Source organism: Erythrobacter sp. JK5, assembly GCF_018205975.1.
Taxonomy (GTDB): Bacteria; Pseudomonadota; Alphaproteobacteria; order Sphingomonadales; family Sphingomonadaceae; genus Erythrobacter.
This window is the reverse complement of record NZ_CP073577.1, coordinates 1,313,814-1,333,324: the sequence shown is the minus strand read 5'-3', so window position 1 is coordinate 1,333,324 and position 19,511 is coordinate 1,313,814. Positions and strand designations below refer to the sequence as shown.

The 19,511-nt window shown below is 62.3% G+C and carries 19 protein-coding genes; 9 read left to right on the top strand and 10 right to left on the bottom strand.

Going from position 1 to position 19,511, the window contains the following annotated elements:
* The first annotated feature begins 13 nt into the window (after positions 1-13).
* The 4 genes from KDC96_RS06500 (at position 14) to KDC96_RS06485 (ending at position 4,311) form a co-directional block, all read left to right on the top strand.
* Positions 14-1,825 (top strand): copper resistance system multicopper oxidase, encoded by a 1,812-nt coding sequence (locus KDC96_RS06500; protein WP_212451697.1) that lies wholly within the window; start codon positions 14-16, stop codon positions 1,823-1,825.
* On the top strand, positions 1,822-2,979 hold the full coding sequence (locus tag KDC96_RS06495) for a copper resistance protein B (RefSeq protein WP_212451695.1): 1,158 nt from the start codon (positions 1,822-1,824) through the stop codon (positions 2,977-2,979). Before KDC96_RS06500 ends, KDC96_RS06495 begins: the two co-directional genes overlap by 4 nt.
* Before the next feature lie 79 nt (positions 2,980-3,058).
* On the top strand, positions 3,059-3,556 hold the full coding sequence (locus tag KDC96_RS06490; protein ID WP_249171953.1) for a nuclear transport factor 2 family protein: 498 nt from the start codon (positions 3,059-3,061) through the stop codon (positions 3,554-3,556).
* Positions 3,557-3,576: 20 nt separating this feature from the next.
* Positions 3,577-4,311 carry a PepSY domain-containing protein gene (locus KDC96_RS06485; RefSeq protein ID WP_249171952.1) on the top strand — a complete coding sequence of 245 codons (735 nt, stop codon included), beginning with the start codon at positions 3,577-3,579 and terminating at the stop codon, positions 4,309-4,311.
* A 13-nt stretch (positions 4,312-4,324) separates the two neighbouring features.
* Here the strand turns inward: KDC96_RS06485 and KDC96_RS06480 are convergent, their stop codons facing one another.
* Together KDC96_RS06480 and KDC96_RS06475 are read right to left on the bottom strand one after the other, a co-directional pair.
* Positions 4,325-4,831: a hypothetical protein gene (locus KDC96_RS06480; protein WP_249171951.1), complete on the bottom strand. Its 507-nt coding sequence runs from the start codon at positions 4,829-4,831 to the stop codon at positions 4,325-4,327.
* A 27-nt stretch (positions 4,832-4,858) separates the two neighbouring features.
* Positions 4,859-5,146 (bottom strand): hypothetical protein, encoded by a 288-nt coding sequence (locus tag KDC96_RS06475; RefSeq protein ID WP_007163866.1) that lies wholly within the window; start codon positions 5,144-5,146, stop codon positions 4,859-4,861.
* Between the two features lie 223 nt (positions 5,147-5,369).
* Here KDC96_RS06475 and KDC96_RS06470 point away from each other — a divergent pair, with 223 nt between their 5' ends.
* Both KDC96_RS06470 and KDC96_RS06465 read left to right on the top strand, forming a co-directional pair.
* Entirely contained in the window at positions 5,370-5,759 is a 390-nt protein-coding gene (locus KDC96_RS06470) for a hypothetical protein (RefSeq protein ID WP_249171950.1), read from the top strand.
* A gap of 233 nt (positions 5,760-5,992) precedes the next feature.
* Positions 5,993-6,640 carry a DUF2231 domain-containing protein gene (locus KDC96_RS06465; RefSeq protein ID WP_371815538.1) on the top strand — a complete coding sequence of 216 codons (648 nt, stop codon included), beginning with the start codon at positions 5,993-5,995 and terminating at the stop codon, positions 6,638-6,640.
* Positions 6,641-7,464: 824 nt separating this feature from the next.
* Here the strand turns inward: KDC96_RS06465 and KDC96_RS06460 are convergent.
* The 8 genes from KDC96_RS06460 to KDC96_RS06425 all read right to left on the bottom strand — a co-directional run bounded on the left by KDC96_RS06460 (position 7,465) and on the right by KDC96_RS06425 (position 15,898).
* The gene (locus KDC96_RS06460; RefSeq protein WP_212451689.1) at positions 7,465-8,064 is read right to left on the bottom strand and encodes a uracil-DNA glycosylase family protein; all 600 of its coding nucleotides are present in this window, start codon (positions 8,062-8,064) and stop codon (positions 7,465-7,467) included.
* 35 nt (positions 8,065-8,099) lie between these two features.
* Positions 8,100-8,507, bottom strand: coding sequence for an MAPEG family protein (locus KDC96_RS06455; protein ID WP_212451687.1), 408 nt, complete (start codon positions 8,505-8,507; stop codon positions 8,100-8,102).
* 10 nt (positions 8,508-8,517) lie between these two features.
* Complete coding sequence (locus tag KDC96_RS06450; protein WP_212451685.1) at positions 8,518-8,907, bottom strand: VOC family protein; 390 nt, start codon at positions 8,905-8,907, stop codon at positions 8,518-8,520.
* 209 nt (positions 8,908-9,116) lie between these two features.
* The gene (locus KDC96_RS06445) at positions 9,117-9,662 is read right to left on the bottom strand and encodes a carboxymuconolactone decarboxylase family protein (RefSeq protein ID WP_212451683.1); all 546 of its coding nucleotides are present in this window, start codon (positions 9,660-9,662) and stop codon (positions 9,117-9,119) included.
* A gap of 116 nt (positions 9,663-9,778) precedes the next feature.
* On the bottom strand, positions 9,779-10,708 hold the full coding sequence (locus tag KDC96_RS06440; protein ID WP_212451681.1) for an AraC family transcriptional regulator: 930 nt from the start codon (positions 10,706-10,708) through the stop codon (positions 9,779-9,781).
* A gap of 63 nt (positions 10,709-10,771) precedes the next feature.
* Positions 10,772-11,386 carry an outer membrane protein gene (locus tag KDC96_RS06435; RefSeq protein ID WP_212451679.1) on the bottom strand — a complete coding sequence of 205 codons (615 nt, stop codon included), beginning with the start codon at positions 11,384-11,386 and terminating at the stop codon, positions 10,772-10,774.
* 258 nt (positions 11,387-11,644) lie between these two features.
* Complete coding sequence (locus tag KDC96_RS06430; protein ID WP_212451677.1) at positions 11,645-12,703, bottom strand: tetratricopeptide repeat protein; 1,059 nt, start codon at positions 12,701-12,703, stop codon at positions 11,645-11,647.
* Positions 12,704-12,724: 21 nt separating this feature from the next.
* Entirely contained in the window at positions 12,725-15,898 is a 3,174-nt protein-coding gene (locus KDC96_RS06425; protein WP_212451675.1) for a S8 family serine peptidase, read from the bottom strand.
* 654 nt (positions 15,899-16,552) lie between these two features.
* Between KDC96_RS06425 and proS the strand changes: the two genes are divergently transcribed.
* The 3 genes from proS to KDC96_RS06410 all read left to right on the top strand — a co-directional run bounded on the left by proS (position 16,553) and on the right by KDC96_RS06410 (position 19,498).
* The gene (gene proS / locus KDC96_RS06420; RefSeq protein ID WP_212451673.1) at positions 16,553-17,869 is read left to right on the top strand and encodes a proline--tRNA ligase; all 1,317 of its coding nucleotides are present in this window, start codon (positions 16,553-16,555) and stop codon (positions 17,867-17,869) included.
* Positions 17,870-17,916: 47 nt separating this feature from the next.
* On the top strand, positions 17,917-18,315 hold the full coding sequence (locus KDC96_RS06415) for a YidH family protein (RefSeq protein WP_212451671.1): 399 nt from the start codon (positions 17,917-17,919) through the stop codon (positions 18,313-18,315).
* Between the two features lie 205 nt (positions 18,316-18,520).
* Entirely contained in the window at positions 18,521-19,498 is a 978-nt protein-coding gene (locus tag KDC96_RS06410) for a hypothetical protein (protein WP_212451669.1), read from the top strand.
* Positions 19,499-19,511 lie beyond the last annotated feature (13 nt).

The window sequence follows — 19,511 nt, the reverse complement described above, 5'->3', positions numbered from 1 at the left end:
TCAGGAGCCCCCTATGCCTGCCCTCAATCGCCGAAAATTCCTTGGAACAAGTGCTAGCGGGCTGGGCCTGCTTGGTCTCTCCGGTGCCATGCCGGCCTGGGCGCGCGGTGCGGACATCCTGGCGGGTAACGCTAGGAAAGGATTGGACGAGGTAGCGGGGCCGAATATCGACCTCACCGTCGCACGTTCTGCCTTCGCGACGGGTAACAGGCGCGGCGGCGCCATCGCCGTCAACGGCACGATCCCCGGTCCGCTGTTGCGTTTGCAAGAGGGCACGACCGTGCGGTTGAACGTTCATAATCAGCTCGAGGAAGATACCTCAATTCACTGGCACGGTCTGCTCGTGCCGTTCCAACTGGACGGTGTACCCGGCGTGAGCTTTCCCGGCGTCAAACCAGGCGAGACATTCACAGCGGAATTTCCCGTGCGGCAGGCAGGAACTTATTGGTGGCACTCGCATAGCGGGTTGCAGGAACAGGCCGGGCACTACGGCGCTATCGTGGTCGATCCCGCCGGACCCGATCCGGTGCGGGCCGACCGCGAATATATCGTGGTGCTGAGCGAATTCAGCGATATGTCGCCCCACACGATCTTCGACAAGCTCAAGAAGGGCGAAGGCTACTTCAACTACAACCAGAGCACCTGGACCGACGACTATTCGCTTTCGGGCGAGGACCGCCGGATGTGGGCCAGGATGCGCATGATGCCGACCGACATCCTCGATGTGTCGAGCGCTGCCTACACTTACCTCCTCAATGGTCACGGCCCGCTCGACAACCTGGAATATCTCTTCCGCCCCGGCGAGCGCGTACGCCTGCGCTTCATCAATGCCGGAGCCATGACCTTCTTCAATATCCGTATTCCCGGCTTGCCGATGACTGTCGTGCAGGCGGACGGGAAGGATGTCGAACCGGTCGAGGTCGACGAGTTCCAGATCGGCGTTGCCGAAACCTACGATGTCGTCGTGACGCCGGGCGAGCAACAGGCTTACACGCTGGTGGCAGAGTCCATGGACCGCTCCGGCATGGGTATTGCCACACTTGCGAGCACACCCGGCGCGCGCGCCGCCATACCTCCGCTGCGCGATCCCCCGCTGCTGACCATGGCCGATATGGGCATGAGCGGCATGGACCATGGCTCCGGCGGCGATGCCGGCATGACCGGAATGGACCACAGCAGTGGCGGTGACATGGCGGGAATGGACCATGGTTCGTCCGGCGATTCGGATATGGCGGGCATGGCCGGAATGGCGGGAGGCATGCAGATGCGTGATATCTCGCGCTTGCCTCCCGATGTGAAGGTCGGACCCGGGCTAGACATGGTCTCGATGAACCCGGTCGACCGAATGGGCGATCCCGGCATCGGCCTCGCCGATGTCCCTCACCGCACGCTCGACTATCGCAAGCTCCGCTCGCTGACACCTCATCGGGAGGGCCGGACTCCCTCGCGGCGGATGGAAATCCATCTCACCGGGAACATGGAACGCTACATGTGGTCGTTTGACGGCAAGAAGTTTTCCGCCGTCTCCGACGAGCCGATCCGTTTCGCCTATAACGAGCGCGTGCGCGTGAAGCTCATCAACGACACGATGATGGCGCACCCGATCCATCTGCACGGGCACTTCTTCGAGCTGGTCAATGGCGCCCCGGCCGACCGTCAACCGCTCAAGCACACAGTTATCCTGCAGCCGGGTGGCAGCGCGCAGTTCGACCTGACGGCGGACGAGCCGGGCGACTGGGCCTTCCACTGCCACCTTCTCTACCACATGCATGCCGGGATGTTTCAGATCGTCACGGTTGCCAATCCGGACGGGAGCGAAGCATGAAGACTTTCAATTTCAGCTTCCTCGCCTCCGTCGCAGCAGGTGCAGTCCTCGCTTCGCCCGCCGCAGCCCAGCATGCCGGTCACTCGCCGGCGGAGCCGCAGCAGAGCGCCCAGGCGCAGGCTGACGCCAAGGTAAAGTGCGAGGAGGAAGCCGCGCGCCATCGTGCGATGGGGCATCCGGTAACAGAGGGGGCGTGCGAACGTACTGCCCAGCCTGAAGCTGCGATGGACCATTCGACGATGGATCATTCGCAGATGAATCACGGCGACATGGGGCAGGCGGAAGCCAGCAGCTCGTCGACAGACCATGGGCAGATGGATCACAGCCAGATGAACCATCGGCAGACGGGATCGCAGGACATGCAGGGCATGGACCATTCGGCGATGCAGATGGGCTCGAACGACGATATCCCGCTGCTGCCGCCTCCTCCCGAAGCCGGGAGCGGTCCCGCGCGCGCGGCGGTTGCGATCTGGGGCGAGGAAGCCATGAACGAAGCGCGGCGCGAACTTGTCCGCGAGACCGACGGCGGGATGCGCTTCTGGTTTCAGGGCGACCGGCTTGAGTATCGCGCACGCGAAGGAGCTGATGGATATCTTTGGGATATCCAGGGATATTATGGCGGTGATATCGACAAGTTCTGGTTCAAGTCCGAAGGTGAAGGCAGCTTCGGTGAGCCAGTCGAGGGCGCCGAGGTCCAGGCGCTCTGGAGCCGCGCCATCGCGCCCTTCTTCGATTTCCAAGCCGGTGTCCGCAAGGATCTGACAGGGCCCGAGCGGACCCATGCGGTCATTGGCATACAGGGCATTGCTCCCTACCAGTTCGAGGTAGACGTTGCAGCGTTCGTATCGAACAAAGGCGATGTGACGGCGCGTTTTGAGGGCGAGCTTGATCAGCGCATCACGCAGCGGCTGATCCTTCAACCGCGTGCCGAAATCGCACTTTCCGCTCAGGATATTCCCGAACTCGGCATTGGCGCTGGCCTCGACCGGATCGAGGCAGGTCTGCGTCTTCGCTACGAGTTCGCACGCGAATTCGCGCCCTATGTCGGCGTTTCGCAGGAATGGCGGATCGGTCAGAGCGCCGATTTTGCACGCGCTGCAGGTGAAGACCCGAGCGTGACGAATTACATCGTGGGCTTGCGATTCTGGTTTTAAGAGAAGGAAATATACAATGAGAACGAGACTATCTCTAAGCGCGGTCGCCCTGGCCTTGGCCGCGGGTGCCACTCCCGCCGTGGCACAATCCATGGACCATTCGGCGCATTCGGAACATTCCGAGGCGATGCCGATGGACCATTCGGGCCAGGACATGAACCATGCCGAACATATGGCTGCGATGAACGATGACGTTACGGGAGCCGAGGCGGTTCTGACCTCATATCGCGATGCCCTTACAGCGCGCGATGCAGAGGCGATGGCCGCGCTGTTTGCCGAGGAATCCTTCGTTTACGAAAACGGCAAGGCGGAAGGCAGCTTCACGCATTACATGGAGCATCACCTGGGACCGGAACTTGACGCAATAACCAGCTTCACCTTCGGCGAACCGACGCTCGCAGTCACCCGGATGGGACATATGGCTTATGGCCGCGAAACGTACACCTATCGGATCGAACTTGCCGACGGCCGCGTGATCGACCGCGAAGGCGTTGCGACCTCGGTGCTCGCCCATGATGCGGATGGCTGGAAGATCGTTCAGTACCATTCGTCGTCACGAGCGCCGCGTAACAACTGATTTGATCGGGGGAACACCGATTGGCGACTCGCTCTTTCAAGCTGCGTCTGCATGTGCTGGGCAGCAAGTTTCACAAATGGCTGGCGATCTTTGTCGGCGTCCAGGTGCTACTATGGATGGCCACCGGGGCGCTGATGTCGTTCCTCGACATCGAAGAGGTTCGGTCCGAACATGTCGTTTCGCGCGCGCCGGAGGTCCTGCCCGCTGATGCTGTCATGCCCCAATGGCTCGATAGCAGCGAGGGGGTGGTTTCCCTTGCGACGCGCGCGGTCGGCGGCAGGGCCGTGACCGAGGTCCGTCGGGAAGATGGAAGCGTCACGCTCCGCGATCCGGAAAGCGGCATGCTCCTCTCGCCTCTTCCCGCTGCGAGCGCACAGGCCATCGCCCGACGTGCCTGGACCGGGCCGCGAACCACCATAGCGAAAACACTTTTCGTGGAAGACGCAGTCGGGACCGAATTCCGCGGTCCGTTCCCGGCGTGGCAAATCACTTACGGCGATGAGGATAATACCCGCGTCTACATCGATGCATCGAGCGGCTCGGTGCTCGCTGCCCGCAGCGACACCTGGCGCTTGTTTGACTTTGTCTGGGGGCTGCATATCATGGACTGGACGCAGCGCGACCGGATCAACAGCTGGTGGCTGCTACTGTTCGGGATCGGCGGGACAATCATCGCGGTTTCGGGCTTCGTGCTGCTTGCCAACCGGTTTCCCAGGATCAGGCGGCGGGCGAAACATGTGCCGAATGCACCCTGAAGCCGCTCCCAGTTTAATCAGGTTCGGCTCGGGCAAAGCGGACCAGAAGGATCGTTAGCGCCGGCACGACCGTCCACATCGCGATCGGGATCAGCGCTAGTCCCGTCACTGGCTCGTGCGGCATCAACTCGCTGTAGCGCCAGCTCAGGAAACTGTTTGCCGGAAGCGATGTGGCGATCATTTCGACGGCGATTGCGACGACAAGCCCGAAGCCGAAATAGACCGCATAGGGCATTTTGGCGGCTTGCCAGAGCCATGCGTGCCCGCCACGTAGTGCTGCAAGGCTATAACCTGTCAGCAGGATCACGCCATCGCCCAGGCTTGCAATGCCGCAGCGAATGGTCCGCTCGAAGGGTTCGAGATCACCCGGTTCGAAGAATGGCATCTGGAAAATCTCCCAGACGAACGCGACCAGGCTCCCGCAAATAAGGATCAGCCAATGGGTTCTGGTCATGCTGCAGGTACGCCGGAATAATCTGCGCCAGCAAATAGCAAGCGGCCGGATTTCCACTTCCTGCATAGCGCCTTCGCTGCCCCAAAGCCTGGATCAGTCATGATTTTCGCGGCCCTCCGACTCGGCCATGCGAGCAGCGCGTTTGAGAAATTTCCGCATGTCACCTGCTGCCAGTTCGGTAAGCGGGTGCCGGCTCGCATCGGGGCGCGGTTCGATCATGTCCGCACGTTTCCTAATCTGTTCGATCTGTTCATCGCTCGCCCCGGACAAAAGGCCAAGAACTATGTTCTCGAGAGTAATGAGGCGAATGCGCATTTGCACCAGATCGGCATGATCGGGCTCCGGGATATCCCAGCTACCGTTCTCATTGACCGTGCTCACGACTGCTTCTCCGACGGCTCTGCTGGCACCATGATACTCCCCATTCGTCGTTATCGGCTTCTCTCAAAAAGGTGGCCGAAAAACAGCACCGCTGCAACCGGCCGTGCTTCGGCCCACCAGCCCCACCGCTGCTGCGGATTGTTTGAGGGGAAGAGATGGCGGCTGCGTAAAGAGGATGAATGAACACAGCATCCACCGGAAGACCGACGAAAGGAAATCGACCATGAAACTGACAGTTCTAGCTTTCGCGCTCGCCACCGGCCTGGCAACCACCCCGGCAATGGCCCGGCAACAGCATGACCACGGGGATCAAGCGGCGGCGCAGCAGCAGTCACACGCTGGCCATATGATGCAGGATTCGGCGGCCATGACGGCCCACCGCGAGAAGATGGCTGAAATGCGCGCGCTGTTGCAGCAGGCCCACGCGGCGAGCGATCTTGCCGAACGCCAAAGGCTTATGGCCGAACATCGTGCAAAAATGCAGGAACACATGGCGGGCATGATGCAGGGGGACAACGCCGATATGATGGCGGCCTGTCACCAGCACATGATGATGATGCATGACATGATGGAGCAGATGGCGGCTCACGAGAACATGGCGCAAGACGATTAGGAGGCGGTGGCCGGGCTCTCGCTTTGTGCCTGAGCCTGGCCACACTCTTACCAGGGCGCGGTGCAAGGCAGGAGGCCCGACCATCTCGTGAGTAAAATTTGAACCCTCACGCGTCGACGATCGCCGCGCTCTATCACCGCAAGAGATGAAGGTTCGCAGAGCATTACAGACACAATAGGTTGCACGACCATCGCCAAGACCGGAGCCCGTAAAGAATGAAACGAATACAATTCATGGCTATCGTGGCCGCCAGCTTGCTCTTCGTCGGACCAGTTCAGGCTCATGGCGACGAAAAGCACGGCGAAGAGACGAGCGCCGCGCCTGCCGCCGCGAATGGCGATGCGCACGACCAGGCGGCCATGGCGCAGATGGGCGACGGCGGAGCGGTTGGCGAGCCCTCAGCCGGGCACGACGAAGCAAGTGGAGGCCATGACGACGCTGGTGGCCATGCTGATGAGGGCGATTCCGGCGTCATCGCCGTCCTGAAAAAACTGCATCCGGCGACCATCCACTTCCCGATCGCCCTGTTTCTCATGGCTGCTGCCACCGAGTTGTTCGTCATGCGCCGGAAAGATGCAGGGCTTGAGAGCGCGGTGCGCGTACTCGTCTACGGCGGAGCAATCGGCGCAGTCGTCGCAGTCCTGTTCGGATGGATCCACACCGGCCTTTGGTTCGGCGGCGATGCCGTCATGCAGGTCCATCGATGGAACGGGATGCTGATCGCGGTCCTCGGTCTGGCGATGGCCTATCTGGCGAGCCGTGCTTCCGCGAGCCGGACCGCGCTTCGCGCCGCAATCTTTGCCATGGCCGCTCTAGTGCTGGTGCAGGGATTTCTGGGCGGCGAGCTTGCGCACGGTGCCAATCATCTTGGTATCTCCTAGCTTGGAAGGATAGAATGATGCGCAGATCGAATCGGAACGGGTTTGTTGCCCCCCTTGCTGCGGCGGCACTGGGGCTAGGGCTCGCTGCATGTGATCAGACGCAGGACACTTCATCAGAAGCTGAAGCCTTGCCACTGTATACGGCCCCGTCGACCGAGAGCACAGGTCCTGGCGAAGGCGAAAGAGACAACGCTGCCTCTCCCGTTGGAGAGGCCAACACGAACCGGTCGGGTGAAGCTGTGACTGCCGGTAGGCAACCAGACCGACCGGCGAGCACTCCGGTAGTAGCGCCGTCACCTGCGGCCACTCCCCCGCCGATGAATGCGAAGCCTAGCGACACACCCGATCCGCATGCGGGCCACAATATGCCGTCCATGCCAGACCATGACATGTCCTCGATGTACGATCGGGCGGATGGTTCATGACCTGGCGTTTCGCCTTCTGATCGGCCCGAAAACGGCCGACGCTCCTTTCACCTGTCACTACGAATAACATGTCGTCGTTTGCCAAAGGCGCTTTATCTCATCTGTCCGATTTTGGGGGTATTGATGGGGGTATTTGCAAGGTGATTCAAAAAATTGATTAGGTAAATCAACATGTTATAGGCTCCCTGTATTTCCCTCCTCCGCTACCAATGCCGAATCCGCATAAGTTGGCGTCCCTCCTCCGCAAACAGAACCTGGGACCTGCCAACCGCGCGTCGGCCGACATGTTTCTCGACATCCGGTTCTCGGCTGTTCTCCCCAAGCCGGTAATGCGATTTGCGCAATCCGGTCGATTGGCCGCACGGGCTACGGATCGCCGGGTTCGCCCGGGTGGCTGACTCAGTCCTCTCCCGAAACGATCTCGCGAACCCGGGCCCTCAACGCCACGAGCGTTTCGGTTTCGAACCAGGGATTGCGCTTGAGCCACATCCTGTTTCTGGGGCTTGGGTGGGGCAGCACGATCGCGTGGGGCAACGTCTCGCGCCACTGGGCCGCGTGTTCGGTCAAGGTCGGAGCCGTATGGTCGAGGTGCCATGCGGCAGCGTATTTCCCAACGATGATCGTGAGCCGGAGGTTTTCCATCCGGCCGAGCAGCCGCTCACGCCAGGTTTCCGCGCAGATCGGGGGTGGCGGCAGATCCCCCCGCGCTGCCGTGCCCGGAAAGCAGAACGCCATCGGTACGATCGCGAACAATTCGGGGTTGTAGAAGGTCGGTTCGTCGACACCCAGCCAATCCCGCAACCGATCGCCCGAGGGATCGTGAAACGGCACCCCGACCTGATGCGTCCGCTGACCGGGAGCCTGGCCGGCGATCAGGATCGGAGCCTTCCGGTCCCACTGAAAGATGGGGCGCGGGCCGAGCGGCAACGTGGTGCAAAGCTGGCACTGCCGGATCGACAGTTCCAGTTCCGCATCGTCCCTCGCATCGCGTTCGGCCATGTTCGCATCCCTCGGTTTCGCAGGAGCCACCGCAGTCAGATTGCCTGAATTCCGATCATCAGGATCGCCGCCCAGGACACCAGATAAACCGGAGTCCTCAGATAGGGCACTCCCAGCGTATAGACCGCGTAGTGCACGATGCGGGCGTTGAAAAAGACCATTGCCCAGAATCCGATCACCTCGCCGTCGGTCTCGCCGGGCAGGAACGCGGCGGCCGCAACGACCGCGACGAAAGCCGGCATCGTTTCGACCATATTGAGATGTGCCCGCTTCGCCCGTTGTGCCCACATCGGCGGGTCGGGTTCGGTCGCCGGAAACCCCGCCGGGTAATTGCTGAGGAAATTGAGCGGACCCCACACGAACAGCCGCGCGACGATGTAGGGCACCCACATCAATACGGTCGCGATGCCTGCGAGGGCGAGAAAATGGTAAGCCTGGCTCATCGGTCAATCCTCACCCGTTGAAGCCATTATGGATCGCTTCGAGCTTGTGCCCGAACGGGTCTATCACGAAGGCGGCGAATACATCGTTGGCCGGGTATTCGGGACGCGGTCCCGGCTTGCCCGAACACGTTCCGCCGTGATCGAGGGCAGCGGCGTAGAACTCTTCCACATGATCGGCGCTGTCGGCGCGAAAGGCGATGTGCGTACCGTTGCCACGCGTGAATTTCTGCCCGTCGGCAGGCACCATGACGAGGAACTGGACGGTGTCGGTGCCGTAGGCGGCGAACGCTTCGTTTGCGGCAAGGCAGCTGAGGCCGAGTTCGGCCATAGCGGGATCGTAGAAGCGTCGGGCGTCGTCAATCGTGGTAACGCCGAGACTGACGTGATCGAGAACATTCATGGGTGTTACTCCTGAAGAATGTGGACGACGGTGTTCCTCACCTGGACAGGGTAAGGTGCGAGGCGGGGGTCAAGCCTCAAGGAACACCGCCGTCCGGACGGCCGTTTGCAGTTCGGCCGCCGGTGTGATGCAGACCTGGCGTCAGGCGGTTTCGGCTTGGGCGGCTGCGCCGGCTTCAACTTCCCGAAACGCCATGCCGACGTCTTCGCTCATGCGGCGACTTTGGTCGGGACGACCGGGAAGTCGATCTCGGTCGCGGCGATATGGTTGAAATAGTTCGTGAAAATGTTGTGCGCCGACAGCGCCACCAGTTCCACCAGATGGCCATCATCGAACCCGGCATCGCGGAAGGCCTGAATGTCGGCGTCGCTGAGAACGCCGCGTTGGTTCACGATCTTGCGCGTCAGGGCGACGATCGCGCCGTCTTTGCCGGCCAGATCACCGCCCGCGACGACCTGTTGCATGTCGGCCTGGTCGAGCCCGACCATCTGGCCCACTGCGGTGTGCGCGGAAGCGCAGTAATCGCAGCTGTTTTCGCTCGCCGCGGCGAGCGCGGCGAGCTCGCGCTGCTGGCCGGTGAAGCGGCCGGTCTCGATCGCGGCGCTGAAGCCGAGATAGGCTTTCAGGGCTGCGGGCGATTGCGCCATTGTCCGCAGGATGTTCGGCACACCGCCCATCTTCTGGCGGATGGCGCCGAAAAGCTCGTTCAGTTCGTCGTTCGATGTCTCGAGAGAGAGGGCCTCGATGCGTTGCATTGGTATCTCCTTGTTTGTCGTTGTGACACAGAGGAGATGCGCTGGATGAGACCTTTGGGCAATGTATCGGGCCTAGATTGGGATTTCCGGGTAAGTGCTTTGGACGATCTGCAAATTCATGCCGCAGGCCGGGCACGAAAACTGGACGGCGACTCGCCGAACATGTTGGCAAAGGCCCGCGTGAATGCGGCGGGTGACTGGTAGCCGATTCGTCCGGCGACTTCCTGCACCGAAATCCGCCCTTCGCGCAGCATCCCGCGTGCCTTTTGCAGCCGCCATTCGGCAAGATAAGTGAGGGGGCCACAGCCAACCAGTTCCTGGAACCGCGCGGCAAACCGGCTGCGCGACATCGCCGCTTCGCTCGCCAGCGCTTCGACCGTCCAGTGGGAGGCGACATCGCGGTGCATCGCTGCGATGGCGCGCGAAATCCTGGGGTCGCTGAGCGCCTCCATGAGCCCGGCCAGTTCCGGCGATTGCGAGGCGGAGGACCGGACCGTTTCGATGAAGATGATTTCGGACATTCTCCGCACCACAGCCATCGATCCCGGATTGGCATCGGCCATTTGCCTGGCCATCAGCCTGAGCGCCTCGTCCAGCCAGAAGGTCGAGCTGCGAAGGCTGGCGCTGACATGAATGATGTCGGGCAGCGATCGCAGAAGCGGATGGTCGCTTCCATCCGCGAAACTGAAGTGCCCGCACATGAGCTGTGTCGCGGCATGCTCGCAACCTTCGCCGATGATCAACGTTCCGGTGCCGGTATAGCCCGCATCCTGCAGCACCGTCTCGAGCTCGACCGGCTTACGCTCCGGCGTATCGGAAATGGCGTGCGAAGCGCCGGCCGGGATAAGGACCATATCCCCCTGGCGCAGATGCACGGGCCGGGCGTCTCCGGCCCTGACGTAACATTCACCCTGCAACGCATAGTGAAACCTGATCGCTGCAGGGTGCGTGGGTACACCGATCGACCAGGGGCCACTGAAACAGGTGCTGAAATAGAATTGCCCCTGCAAGGAGAGCGAATCCAGAATGTCACTTAGCAAATCCACTTTTCTGCTCCCGTTTGTCGCTAGCAACGGACGGGGCCAGCCAGGGCCGGCCCCGTTCGCAACCTAGAAGTTCCAGAGGACGCCCGCCAGAACCTGATGACGGTCCCACTCCGCACCATCGTTGCCCAGATCGGAATAGCGGTATTCGATCCGGCTACGAAGATTGCTGCCGAAGGCGTATTCGAGGCCACCGCCGACGAGCCAGCCATCGACATTGTCCTTGTCTCGGAAGACTGGCGAACCGGCCTCCTCGAGCCGCACCTCGACCCGGCTGTTCTGGTATCCGCCACGGGCATAGAGCAGGGCGTTGGGAGCAACGAGATAGCCCGCACGCCCCGTGAATTCGAACGTGTATTCCGGATCCAGCTCGATCGAGCCGGTCGCATCGCTGAGGCTCAGATCATCTTCCGCACCGATTCCGAACGCTGCCTCGAAGCCGATACGGGCCTTTTCCGTGATCGCGTGGTCGTATCCCGCGAAGGCCTGGAAATAGACGGCATCCCTGTCCAGCTCGGCATCGATCGTGTCGCCGTCGCCGAGATCGGGTCCGATGTCGTCGCGCGAGTAGCCGATCGCGGCGCCCACGAACGGGCCTTCGAAATTTTCCGCGTGCGCGGGGGCTGCAGCAGCCATGGCCGAAGCCAGCAGGCTGAGGCACACGCAAAGTCGGGTGGTCATAGTCTTTCCTCGTTAAGCCGCGCCACAGTTCGGCGCAGCCATCACATGATCGAGGTGAGACCTTCTGCAATACCGATGGGAAATTGGGAGACTTGCCGCAAACGAGACGGGACTATCTGCAAAGAAGCGTGTTCTCTCGAAGTGCGCTCCGGCGACCGTCAGTCCCGGGGCGTTCGTTGTCGATCGCGACCCGGTCGCTGGCTCTGGCGATGTATCCAGGGTCGGATCATGTCGCCGAGAAAGCGATCCGGGCAGTGACTAGAGGCGCAGTTCCTTTGCCTTGCCGTCGATGCGTTCGAGCGCGGCGGCGTGCATCGCGGCCAGTTCCGCGTTCCCGGTGCGGGCGAAAATCTCCGACGCGGTGATGTGAAAATCGCGGAACAGTGCGTTGGTCTGGTTGAGCGTCTGGTTGGCGAAGGTCAGCGCGATGTGGTTCGCGGCGTCGTCCAGGTTGTCCTGACCGAGCTTGATCTGCGCGAGGACCCCGTGGATGAACGGCGTCCAGTCGGCAGCGTGTTCGTCTGCGATCGCCATGGCCCGGTTTGCGGTCTGCTCCGCTTCCTGATCGGCACCGCGCAGATACTGGGTCGAGGCGAGATTGGTGAGGATGCGAGCCTCGAGCATCGGGCTCCCCATCTTGCCCGCCAGCGTCAGCGCCGCGGTCATTTCCGCTTCGGCCTCTTCGAACCGGCCGAGCTCCTTGAGGGCATTGCCGATGTTATTGTGCGCCGAAAGCGACAGCGCCACGTCGCCCGAATAGACCTCTTCCGCCTTGCGATAATGATGCAGGACCTGTTCGAAATCGCGGGCGTGCGAGTAAAGCGAACCGATATTCTGCAGCACGATTGCCTGGCTGCGTCCGTCACCGAGCCGCTCATAGCGGTCGTAGGCCATCGAGAAGAACGACCGGGCTTCGCCGAACTTGCCCGCGCGCGCCTTCAGCGAGGCGGCCGAACGCAGCAGGTCCGCGTGGATCTTGTCTTCCTGGAATTCCTTCGACGCGAGGGCGAGCGCGGATTCGATCGCGCTGGCCGCCTCGTCGCCGCGGTTCAGCCGCATCAGGGCTTCGCCTTCGAGCCATTGCGCGGTCAGGCGATCCTTCGCCGCGGCGCCATTCTCGTTGCGGACCAGCGATTTGGCCTGGCGCGCCAGTTCAAGCGCCGCAGCCGAGTCTGCCATCATCAGCGACTTGGCCCGTCCGATCGCCGCTTCGAAGCCCTGGGGCTGTACCTCGCCCCCGGCCAGAGCCGGCGAAGCGATGGCAAGGAGAACACCGGCTGAGAGCGCCTTGAACGATGTGGTTGCTGCGTAGAACATGATCTTGACCCTCCTTCCCGATTAGAACCGCACGCTGAAGGTCGCACCGGCAACGACGCTTTCCTCGTCGCCAAGCTCTCCAGCGCTGACATAGCGGGCGAACGCTCCGAATTCCGACCGGTTCGACAGCGGCAAGGCATAGACAGCTTCGCCGGTGATGCGCTTGCGGGTCTGGATCCCGAACGTCTGGGTTACAGGGGCGGTTTCGCCGGTCACGCGATCGACCACCTGGTCGCTGCGCAACTGGAGCTCGCCCTGTTCGATCTGCAGCGGCTGGGCGACCGACAGCCGAAGCGTGTCGTTGCCTGCCAGCACCCCGCGCTTAGTGGCGGTGAACTGTCCTGCGGTGCTCCAGATCTTGCCGCTGTTGGAAAGCAGCTGGCCTCCGGCGGTCTCGGTGCGGGCACCGGTGGCCGACAGGTCGAAGCTCAAGCCGTTGCCGGCATCGATCGTGGCCGAGACGCTCATCGCTTCGGTGTGCGAGCCGTTGCCCAGCAGCGCATTGACCGCGGTCTGCGTGCCGAGGATCGCGTTGACCTCGCGCAGCCTGGTGTATTGCGCGCCGAGCGAGATGCGGTCGGTGACTTGCTGCTCGAGATCGAGCGTCACTGCGCTGGCCGGACGGTCGCCGAGCTGCTGGCGGACCATCAGCGTCTGCGGATCGACATTGGCGATATCATCCCAGCGTTCGCGGTTTTCGCTGTAGCCGACGCGGACAGTCGTGCCCGGCGCGATCTGGTAGGCCGCAGCGGCGAACACGTCGCCGGAGGCCAGGCCGAGCACCGGGTTGACCCCGCCGGTGAACGGATCGTGATCGCTGATCACGCCGAAGCGGTAGCCCGACAGCGCCATCGAGCCCTGTCCGTGGCCGATGGTGAACGACATCGAGCCGTTCGGATTGGTCAGCGTCGCGGCGCCGTGGGTCGGGGTCCATGCTCCGTCCTGCGACAGGCTCGGCATGATCGCGTCGTAGCGCAGCGACCAATCGCCGGGCAGCTGCGAACCGTTCGAGCGAACCTCGCTGAAGCCGGGCGCACCGTCGCCGTTGGAGTCGGCTCCGTTGGAATTGATCCAGCGGGCGAAGCGCGCGCTGACGAAGTCCTGCAGGCGTTCGCTTCCGCGGCCGAGCACGTTGGTGCTGGTCCCGAAGGTCAGCGCCGACACCGGCACCGAGAAATCACGGTAGGTGTCGCCGATATTCTCGAACATCGTGAAGAACAGCTCGCTCGTGTTCCACCAGGCCGGGATCCCGCCCGCCAGGAGGTCGAGCGTCGAAACGTCGCGCTGCACCCAGCTCAAGCCGATCTTCTGATAGGAGCGGAAGGTCATCGCGTTGAAATCGAGCGGCGACTGCGATGCGGTGACATCGAGCAGGCCGTGACCGTAGACCGGGTCCACGCCGGGAGCCCCCAGATCGCGCGCCGACCGGAAAATGATCTCGGTCGTCTCGTACGAGTGACGGACAAGCCACGGCCACCGATCGTGCAGCAGCGAGATCGCGCCCGATACGAGCGGTGCCGCAAACGACGTTCCCGACCGGCGGACGACCCCGTTGTGCCCGTCGGACACGAGCAGCAGCTCGCCGGGAGCAACCACGAAGCGGTTGAAGATTTCGTTGCCCGCATGGCACACGCCATTGTCGAGCAGACACGCGTTGCCCGGACGGTTCGAGAAGTTCGAGATTTCGCCCAGCGGGTTGATCGACCCGACCAGGATCAGCGGGGCATCCCTGCTGAAATCCCAGTTGATGTTGGTCGTCTGAGTGATGCCATCGTTGCCGGCGGCGACGACGAAGACGTTTTCGTCGTGCCATTGCGCGATACCGGGACGGGCCAGAACATCGGCGAGACCCTGCGACAGAGTCCAACCCTTTTCGCCGAGCGAAAGGTTGATGATGCTGACATAGCCGGTTTCGTTGACGCCGCGAACGTAGGCATATTGCAGCTGCTGAATGCCGTTAGCCACCGCATCCCAGGACGATGTGCCGTCCGTGCCGAACGGGTTGTAGGTGGCGATGTGAACACGCGGGGCGATCCCCATGACGCCCACGCCGTCATGCGCGCCGGCGATCAGGCTTGCCACACCGGCCCCGTGCCCGTTGAGGCTGTTGCTGCTGCCTCCGGCCCAGACGATATTGTTGGCGAGATCAGTGTCGGTCGAGAAGCTTCCGTCGATGATTCCAATGACCGAGTCTGCACCTTCGCCCTGAATCTGGGTAACCGCAGGCGTCCAGTTGGTCGCGGCCATCCAGTGGTCGATCTGGTCGATGCCGGCGTACTGCATCAGGCTATCGTGCCAGTCGAGGTAGAAGGCGGCGCGCTGGGCGTCCGTTTTCGCCAGCGTGGTCTTGGCGGTGCCGCTGTCTCCAAGGTCCAGACCGTGCCGCGCGAGAATCTCGGCGACCAGACCGGTGCGGAAATTCTTGCCGGTCTTGGCCGTGTAGGCCGCGCCGAACTGCGCATCGGCCTGCGCGATCAGCGTTTCGAGCGAAGTCCGGACCTTGTTCGGCGTGCCGTCGAATGTGACGGTGACCGCTCCCGAAGAGCTGGTCGTGAATTTCAGGCTGGACCAGCTGGTCTCGGTGGTCTTGATCTGCGCCCCGGCGGCGGTCCAGAAATTGCCGAGCGAGTTCAGGTGGGCGGCGTCGAATGCGCCGATGTCACCGTAGAACGCATCGATATCGCCCCAGAACGCGTCAATGTCGCCGTAGAAGGGGTTGATGTGGCCGTAGAACGGATTGATGTGGCCCCAGAACGCATCGATGTCGCCATAGAACGGGTTGATGTTGCCCCAGAACGCATCGATGTCGCCATAGAACGGATTGATGTTGCCGTAGAACGGATTGATGTGCCCGTAGAAAGTATCGATGCCCTGCGGCGTGACCACTCCGGATGCGGCGCTGTCGATCGCAACGGTGGTCGCCGGCACGGTCTGCGCAGCGATACCGGCGCGAACCGGACCGAGCGGGGCAGAATTGGCATCGAGTCGCGCGTTCGCCAACAGCAGGTCCGCAGGGATCGCCCATGCGGCGGTGTCCACCGCGACCGAGATCGGCTCGATCGTCTCCTGGCCCGCGTCCTTTTCGGACTGCTCGTCGCCCGTATCGTCCGCTTCGATCGCAAGCACGATGCGCGCTTCCTCTTCCGCGACAAGCGGTAGGGCAAGGCTTTCCTCTGCATGCGCTGTTCCTGCCAAGGACGCCGCGATGGCGATTCCAGCAGTTCCGAACGAGAGTGTCTTCAACATGGTCGCACCAATTCTCAATGGGTGAAGCCGAAAGCCGACTTCGAACAACACCCGTCTAACTTGGTCCGATTGGAACCCGGTTGATGCGATTGGTTAAGATTTTAAGAAGTTTGGCAGCTCCTTGCGAACCGCAGAAATCGGGTTGAATTGGCGGAAATCGCGGAATCGCGGGTTAGGAAAGGTAAAGACCGGGTAAATCGAGCCTGGCTGCCGATTTCGGATGAAATTTTCGTCCATTGAAAAATTAAGCCGTGCGGTTCGGAAAACGGGGCCCACGCGACTCGATTCTCTCCAGCCGTGGCTGGGATCGATGACGTCACCGCGTCACAAAGCCAGCGCCGATGCGCGCAATCTCGGTTGCTGCCGCGCTGCACCCCCGATAGTATGCACCGCCTGGGGCTCGATTGATCGAGTATCACAAACATCAATCTAAGCAATAATTTGAGATCGCAATACTACATCGATTCTAGGTCCGCGTGCCGTATTTGTGTGCCCTGCCAGGAGCAGTGTCGCCGCCGGAAACTTCGGTTGCCAAAGGCGGGGGGCTGACATACTTGCCTTGCGCGCTGCGAGCGTCGGCTGCGCAGCAGCGAGGAGAAATTCATGCGTCTGTCGAAATACCTGCTTCCCGTCCTGCGCGAGGATTCGGGCGATGCACAGATCGTCAGCCACCGCCTGATGCTGCGGGCGGGGCTCGTCAGGCAAGCGGCCGCCGGGATCTATTCGTGGCTCCCCCTCGGTTACCGCGTGCTCGCCAAGATCGAGCGGATCGTGCGCGAGGAACAGGACCGCGCGGGCGCAATCCAGATCCTGATGCCGACGATCCAGCCTTCCGATCTGTGGCGCGAATCCGGCCGCTACGACGCGTATGGTCCCGAAATGCTGCGGATCACGGACCGCCACGATCGCGAGCTGCTCTACGGGCCGACCTGCGAAGAGCTGGTCACGTCGCTCGTCCGCGGCAGCATCAACAGCTACCGCGATCTGCCGCTCAATCTCTATCACATCCAGTGGAAATTCCGCGACGAGATCCGCCCGCGTTTTGGCGTGATGCGCGGGCGCGAATTCCTGATGAAGGATGCCTATTCGTTCGACATCGACCAGGAGGCCGCACGGCGCAGCTACAACCGGATGTATGTCGCCTATCTGCGCACCTTCGCGCGGATGGGATTGCGCGCGATCCCGGCGCAGGCGGATCCCGGCCCGATCGGCGGCGACATGAGCCACGAATTCGTGATCCTCGCCAGCAGCGGCGAAAGCGACGTGTTCTATCACCGCCACTGGGAGGAAGGAGTAGCCGATGCCATCCCCGACTTCTCCGATGACGATACGATCGATCGCTTCGTGTCCGAGCAGACGCACTACTATGCCGCGACCGACGAGATGCGCGACGACACACGCGAAGCCGAACTGGGCGACGATCTGCGCACCGCACGCGGGATCGAAGTCGGCCACATCTTCTATTTCGGGGACAAGTATTCGGGCTCGATGGGGCTGAAGGCGCAGGGCAGCGACGGTGGCGTGTTCGTGCCGCAAATGGGCAGCTACGGGATCGGCGTGTCGCGGCTGGTCGGTGCCGTGATCGAGGCCTGCCATGACGAGAATGGCATAGTCTGGCCCGAAGCGATTGCCCCATTCCGGGTGGGGATCATCACCGTGCGCGCCGGACATCCCGAATGCGATGCGGCTGCGGAAACGCTCTACGCGCGGCTCGGCGAGGCCGGCGTCGACGTGCTCTACGACGACCGCGACGAGCGCGGCGGGGCCAAGTTTGCGACCATGGACCTGATCGGCCTGCCATGGCAGGTAATTATCGGCCCGAAGGGCATCGAGAAAGGCGTCGTCGAGCTCAAGAACAGGGCGACGGGCGAGCGCGAGGAATTGCCGGTGGATGATGTGATCGCGCGCTTCACGAAGTAGCGGGAGCGCTGGCTCCGGCGCTCCACACAGAGGCGGAGGACGCGAACATGAGCGCGGAACAAGACAACCAGGACCTTGCCGAAGAGCGGACCTCGATGGCGGAGAACCGCACCGACTGGGCCGAAGACCGGACCCTGATGGCCAACGAGCGGACCTTTGCCGGGTGGATGCGGACCGGTCTTGCTGCTGCTGGAATTGGTCTTGGTTTCAATGCTTTGTTTGGCAAACTTGACCCCGTTTGGTTGCCCAAGACCATCGCCACCCTGTTCATTGTCATCGGGATCTTCATTTTCTGGGCGGCGCAGCGCAACGGCTGCCGGGTGAAAGACCGCCTTGATGCGCACGAGGCCGAGCCGGTTGCAGCCATGAACATCAAGCTGATCTCGGGAGCGATGGCGCTTGGCAGTGCGTCGCTTGCGGTCAGCATCTGGTTCATGGACAACTGATCCGGATCATCGCGGGCCGGGCGGGGCTGCGGCGATCGGTTGCCGAAACGGCGGGGCGCAGGAACGCCATCCGACTAGCCCTCTGATTATGTTCGAATTAACCCAACGCCTAAACGCCGATCTTCCCAGAAAAGCGCGGGTTTCCGGCGTTTTTGGCGCAAGCCACTAACGGGTTGCTAACCATTCCCCGGTATCCGGCCTACGTATGGATACGAGGCCTATCACCCGATCGCTGTACGTCGCCGGACTGGCGGCTCTTTTCGTGCATGGCAACCCGGCGCTGGCCGAGGGGGTGAGCGCGGGCACGCTGATCGAAAACACCGCGACGGCAACCTATGACGACGGCGACGGGCCCAAGTCGGTCGATTCCAACACCGTCACCCTGCGCGTCGACGAATTGCTCGACGTGACCGTGACCTCGCTGAATTCGGGCGCGGTCGCCGCTGTCCCGGGCGACGCCGTGCTGACCTTCGAACTGACCAACCAGGGCAACGGCCCGGAAGCGTTCGAACTGGTCACCAACCCAACCGTAACCGGCAACGATTTCGATGTGACGGTCGACGATGTCGCGGTCGATACCAACGGCAACGGGACTTACGATCCCGGCGTCGACGAGATCCTTACCGCCCCGCAGACCACGGCGGTGCTTGCCGCCGACGAGCGGCTGACTCTGTTCGTGCTGGTGACGGTACCCACCGGCGTGACAGATACGCAGCAAAGCACCGTCGAGCTGACCGCGAACGCCGTCACCGGAACCGGGGCACCCGGCACCACCTTTGCCGGGCAGGGTGTGGGCGGCGGCGATGCGATCGCCGGAACCACCGGTGCCTCCGCGATCGCCACCGGCGCGCTGCAGGTCGGCATCACTTCGGTCGATCTCATCAAGAGCGCCACCATCGCCGACCCGTTCGGCGGAACCAGCGCCGTGCCGGGATCGGTCGTGACCTTCACCATCACCGCCAATGTCGCGGGCAGCGGCTCGGTTGACGACCTGATCGTCACCGACGCGATCCCGACAGGCACCTCCTACACCGCCGGAACGCTCGCGCTCGACGGCGCACCGCTCACCGATGCGAGCGGCGACGATGCCGGCGAGGCCGATGCTGCCGGAATCAGCGTCGATCTCGGAACGGTCGCGGGTGGAACCAGCCGTTCGGTCACATTCGCTGTGACGATCGATTGAGAAGAATTTGAAG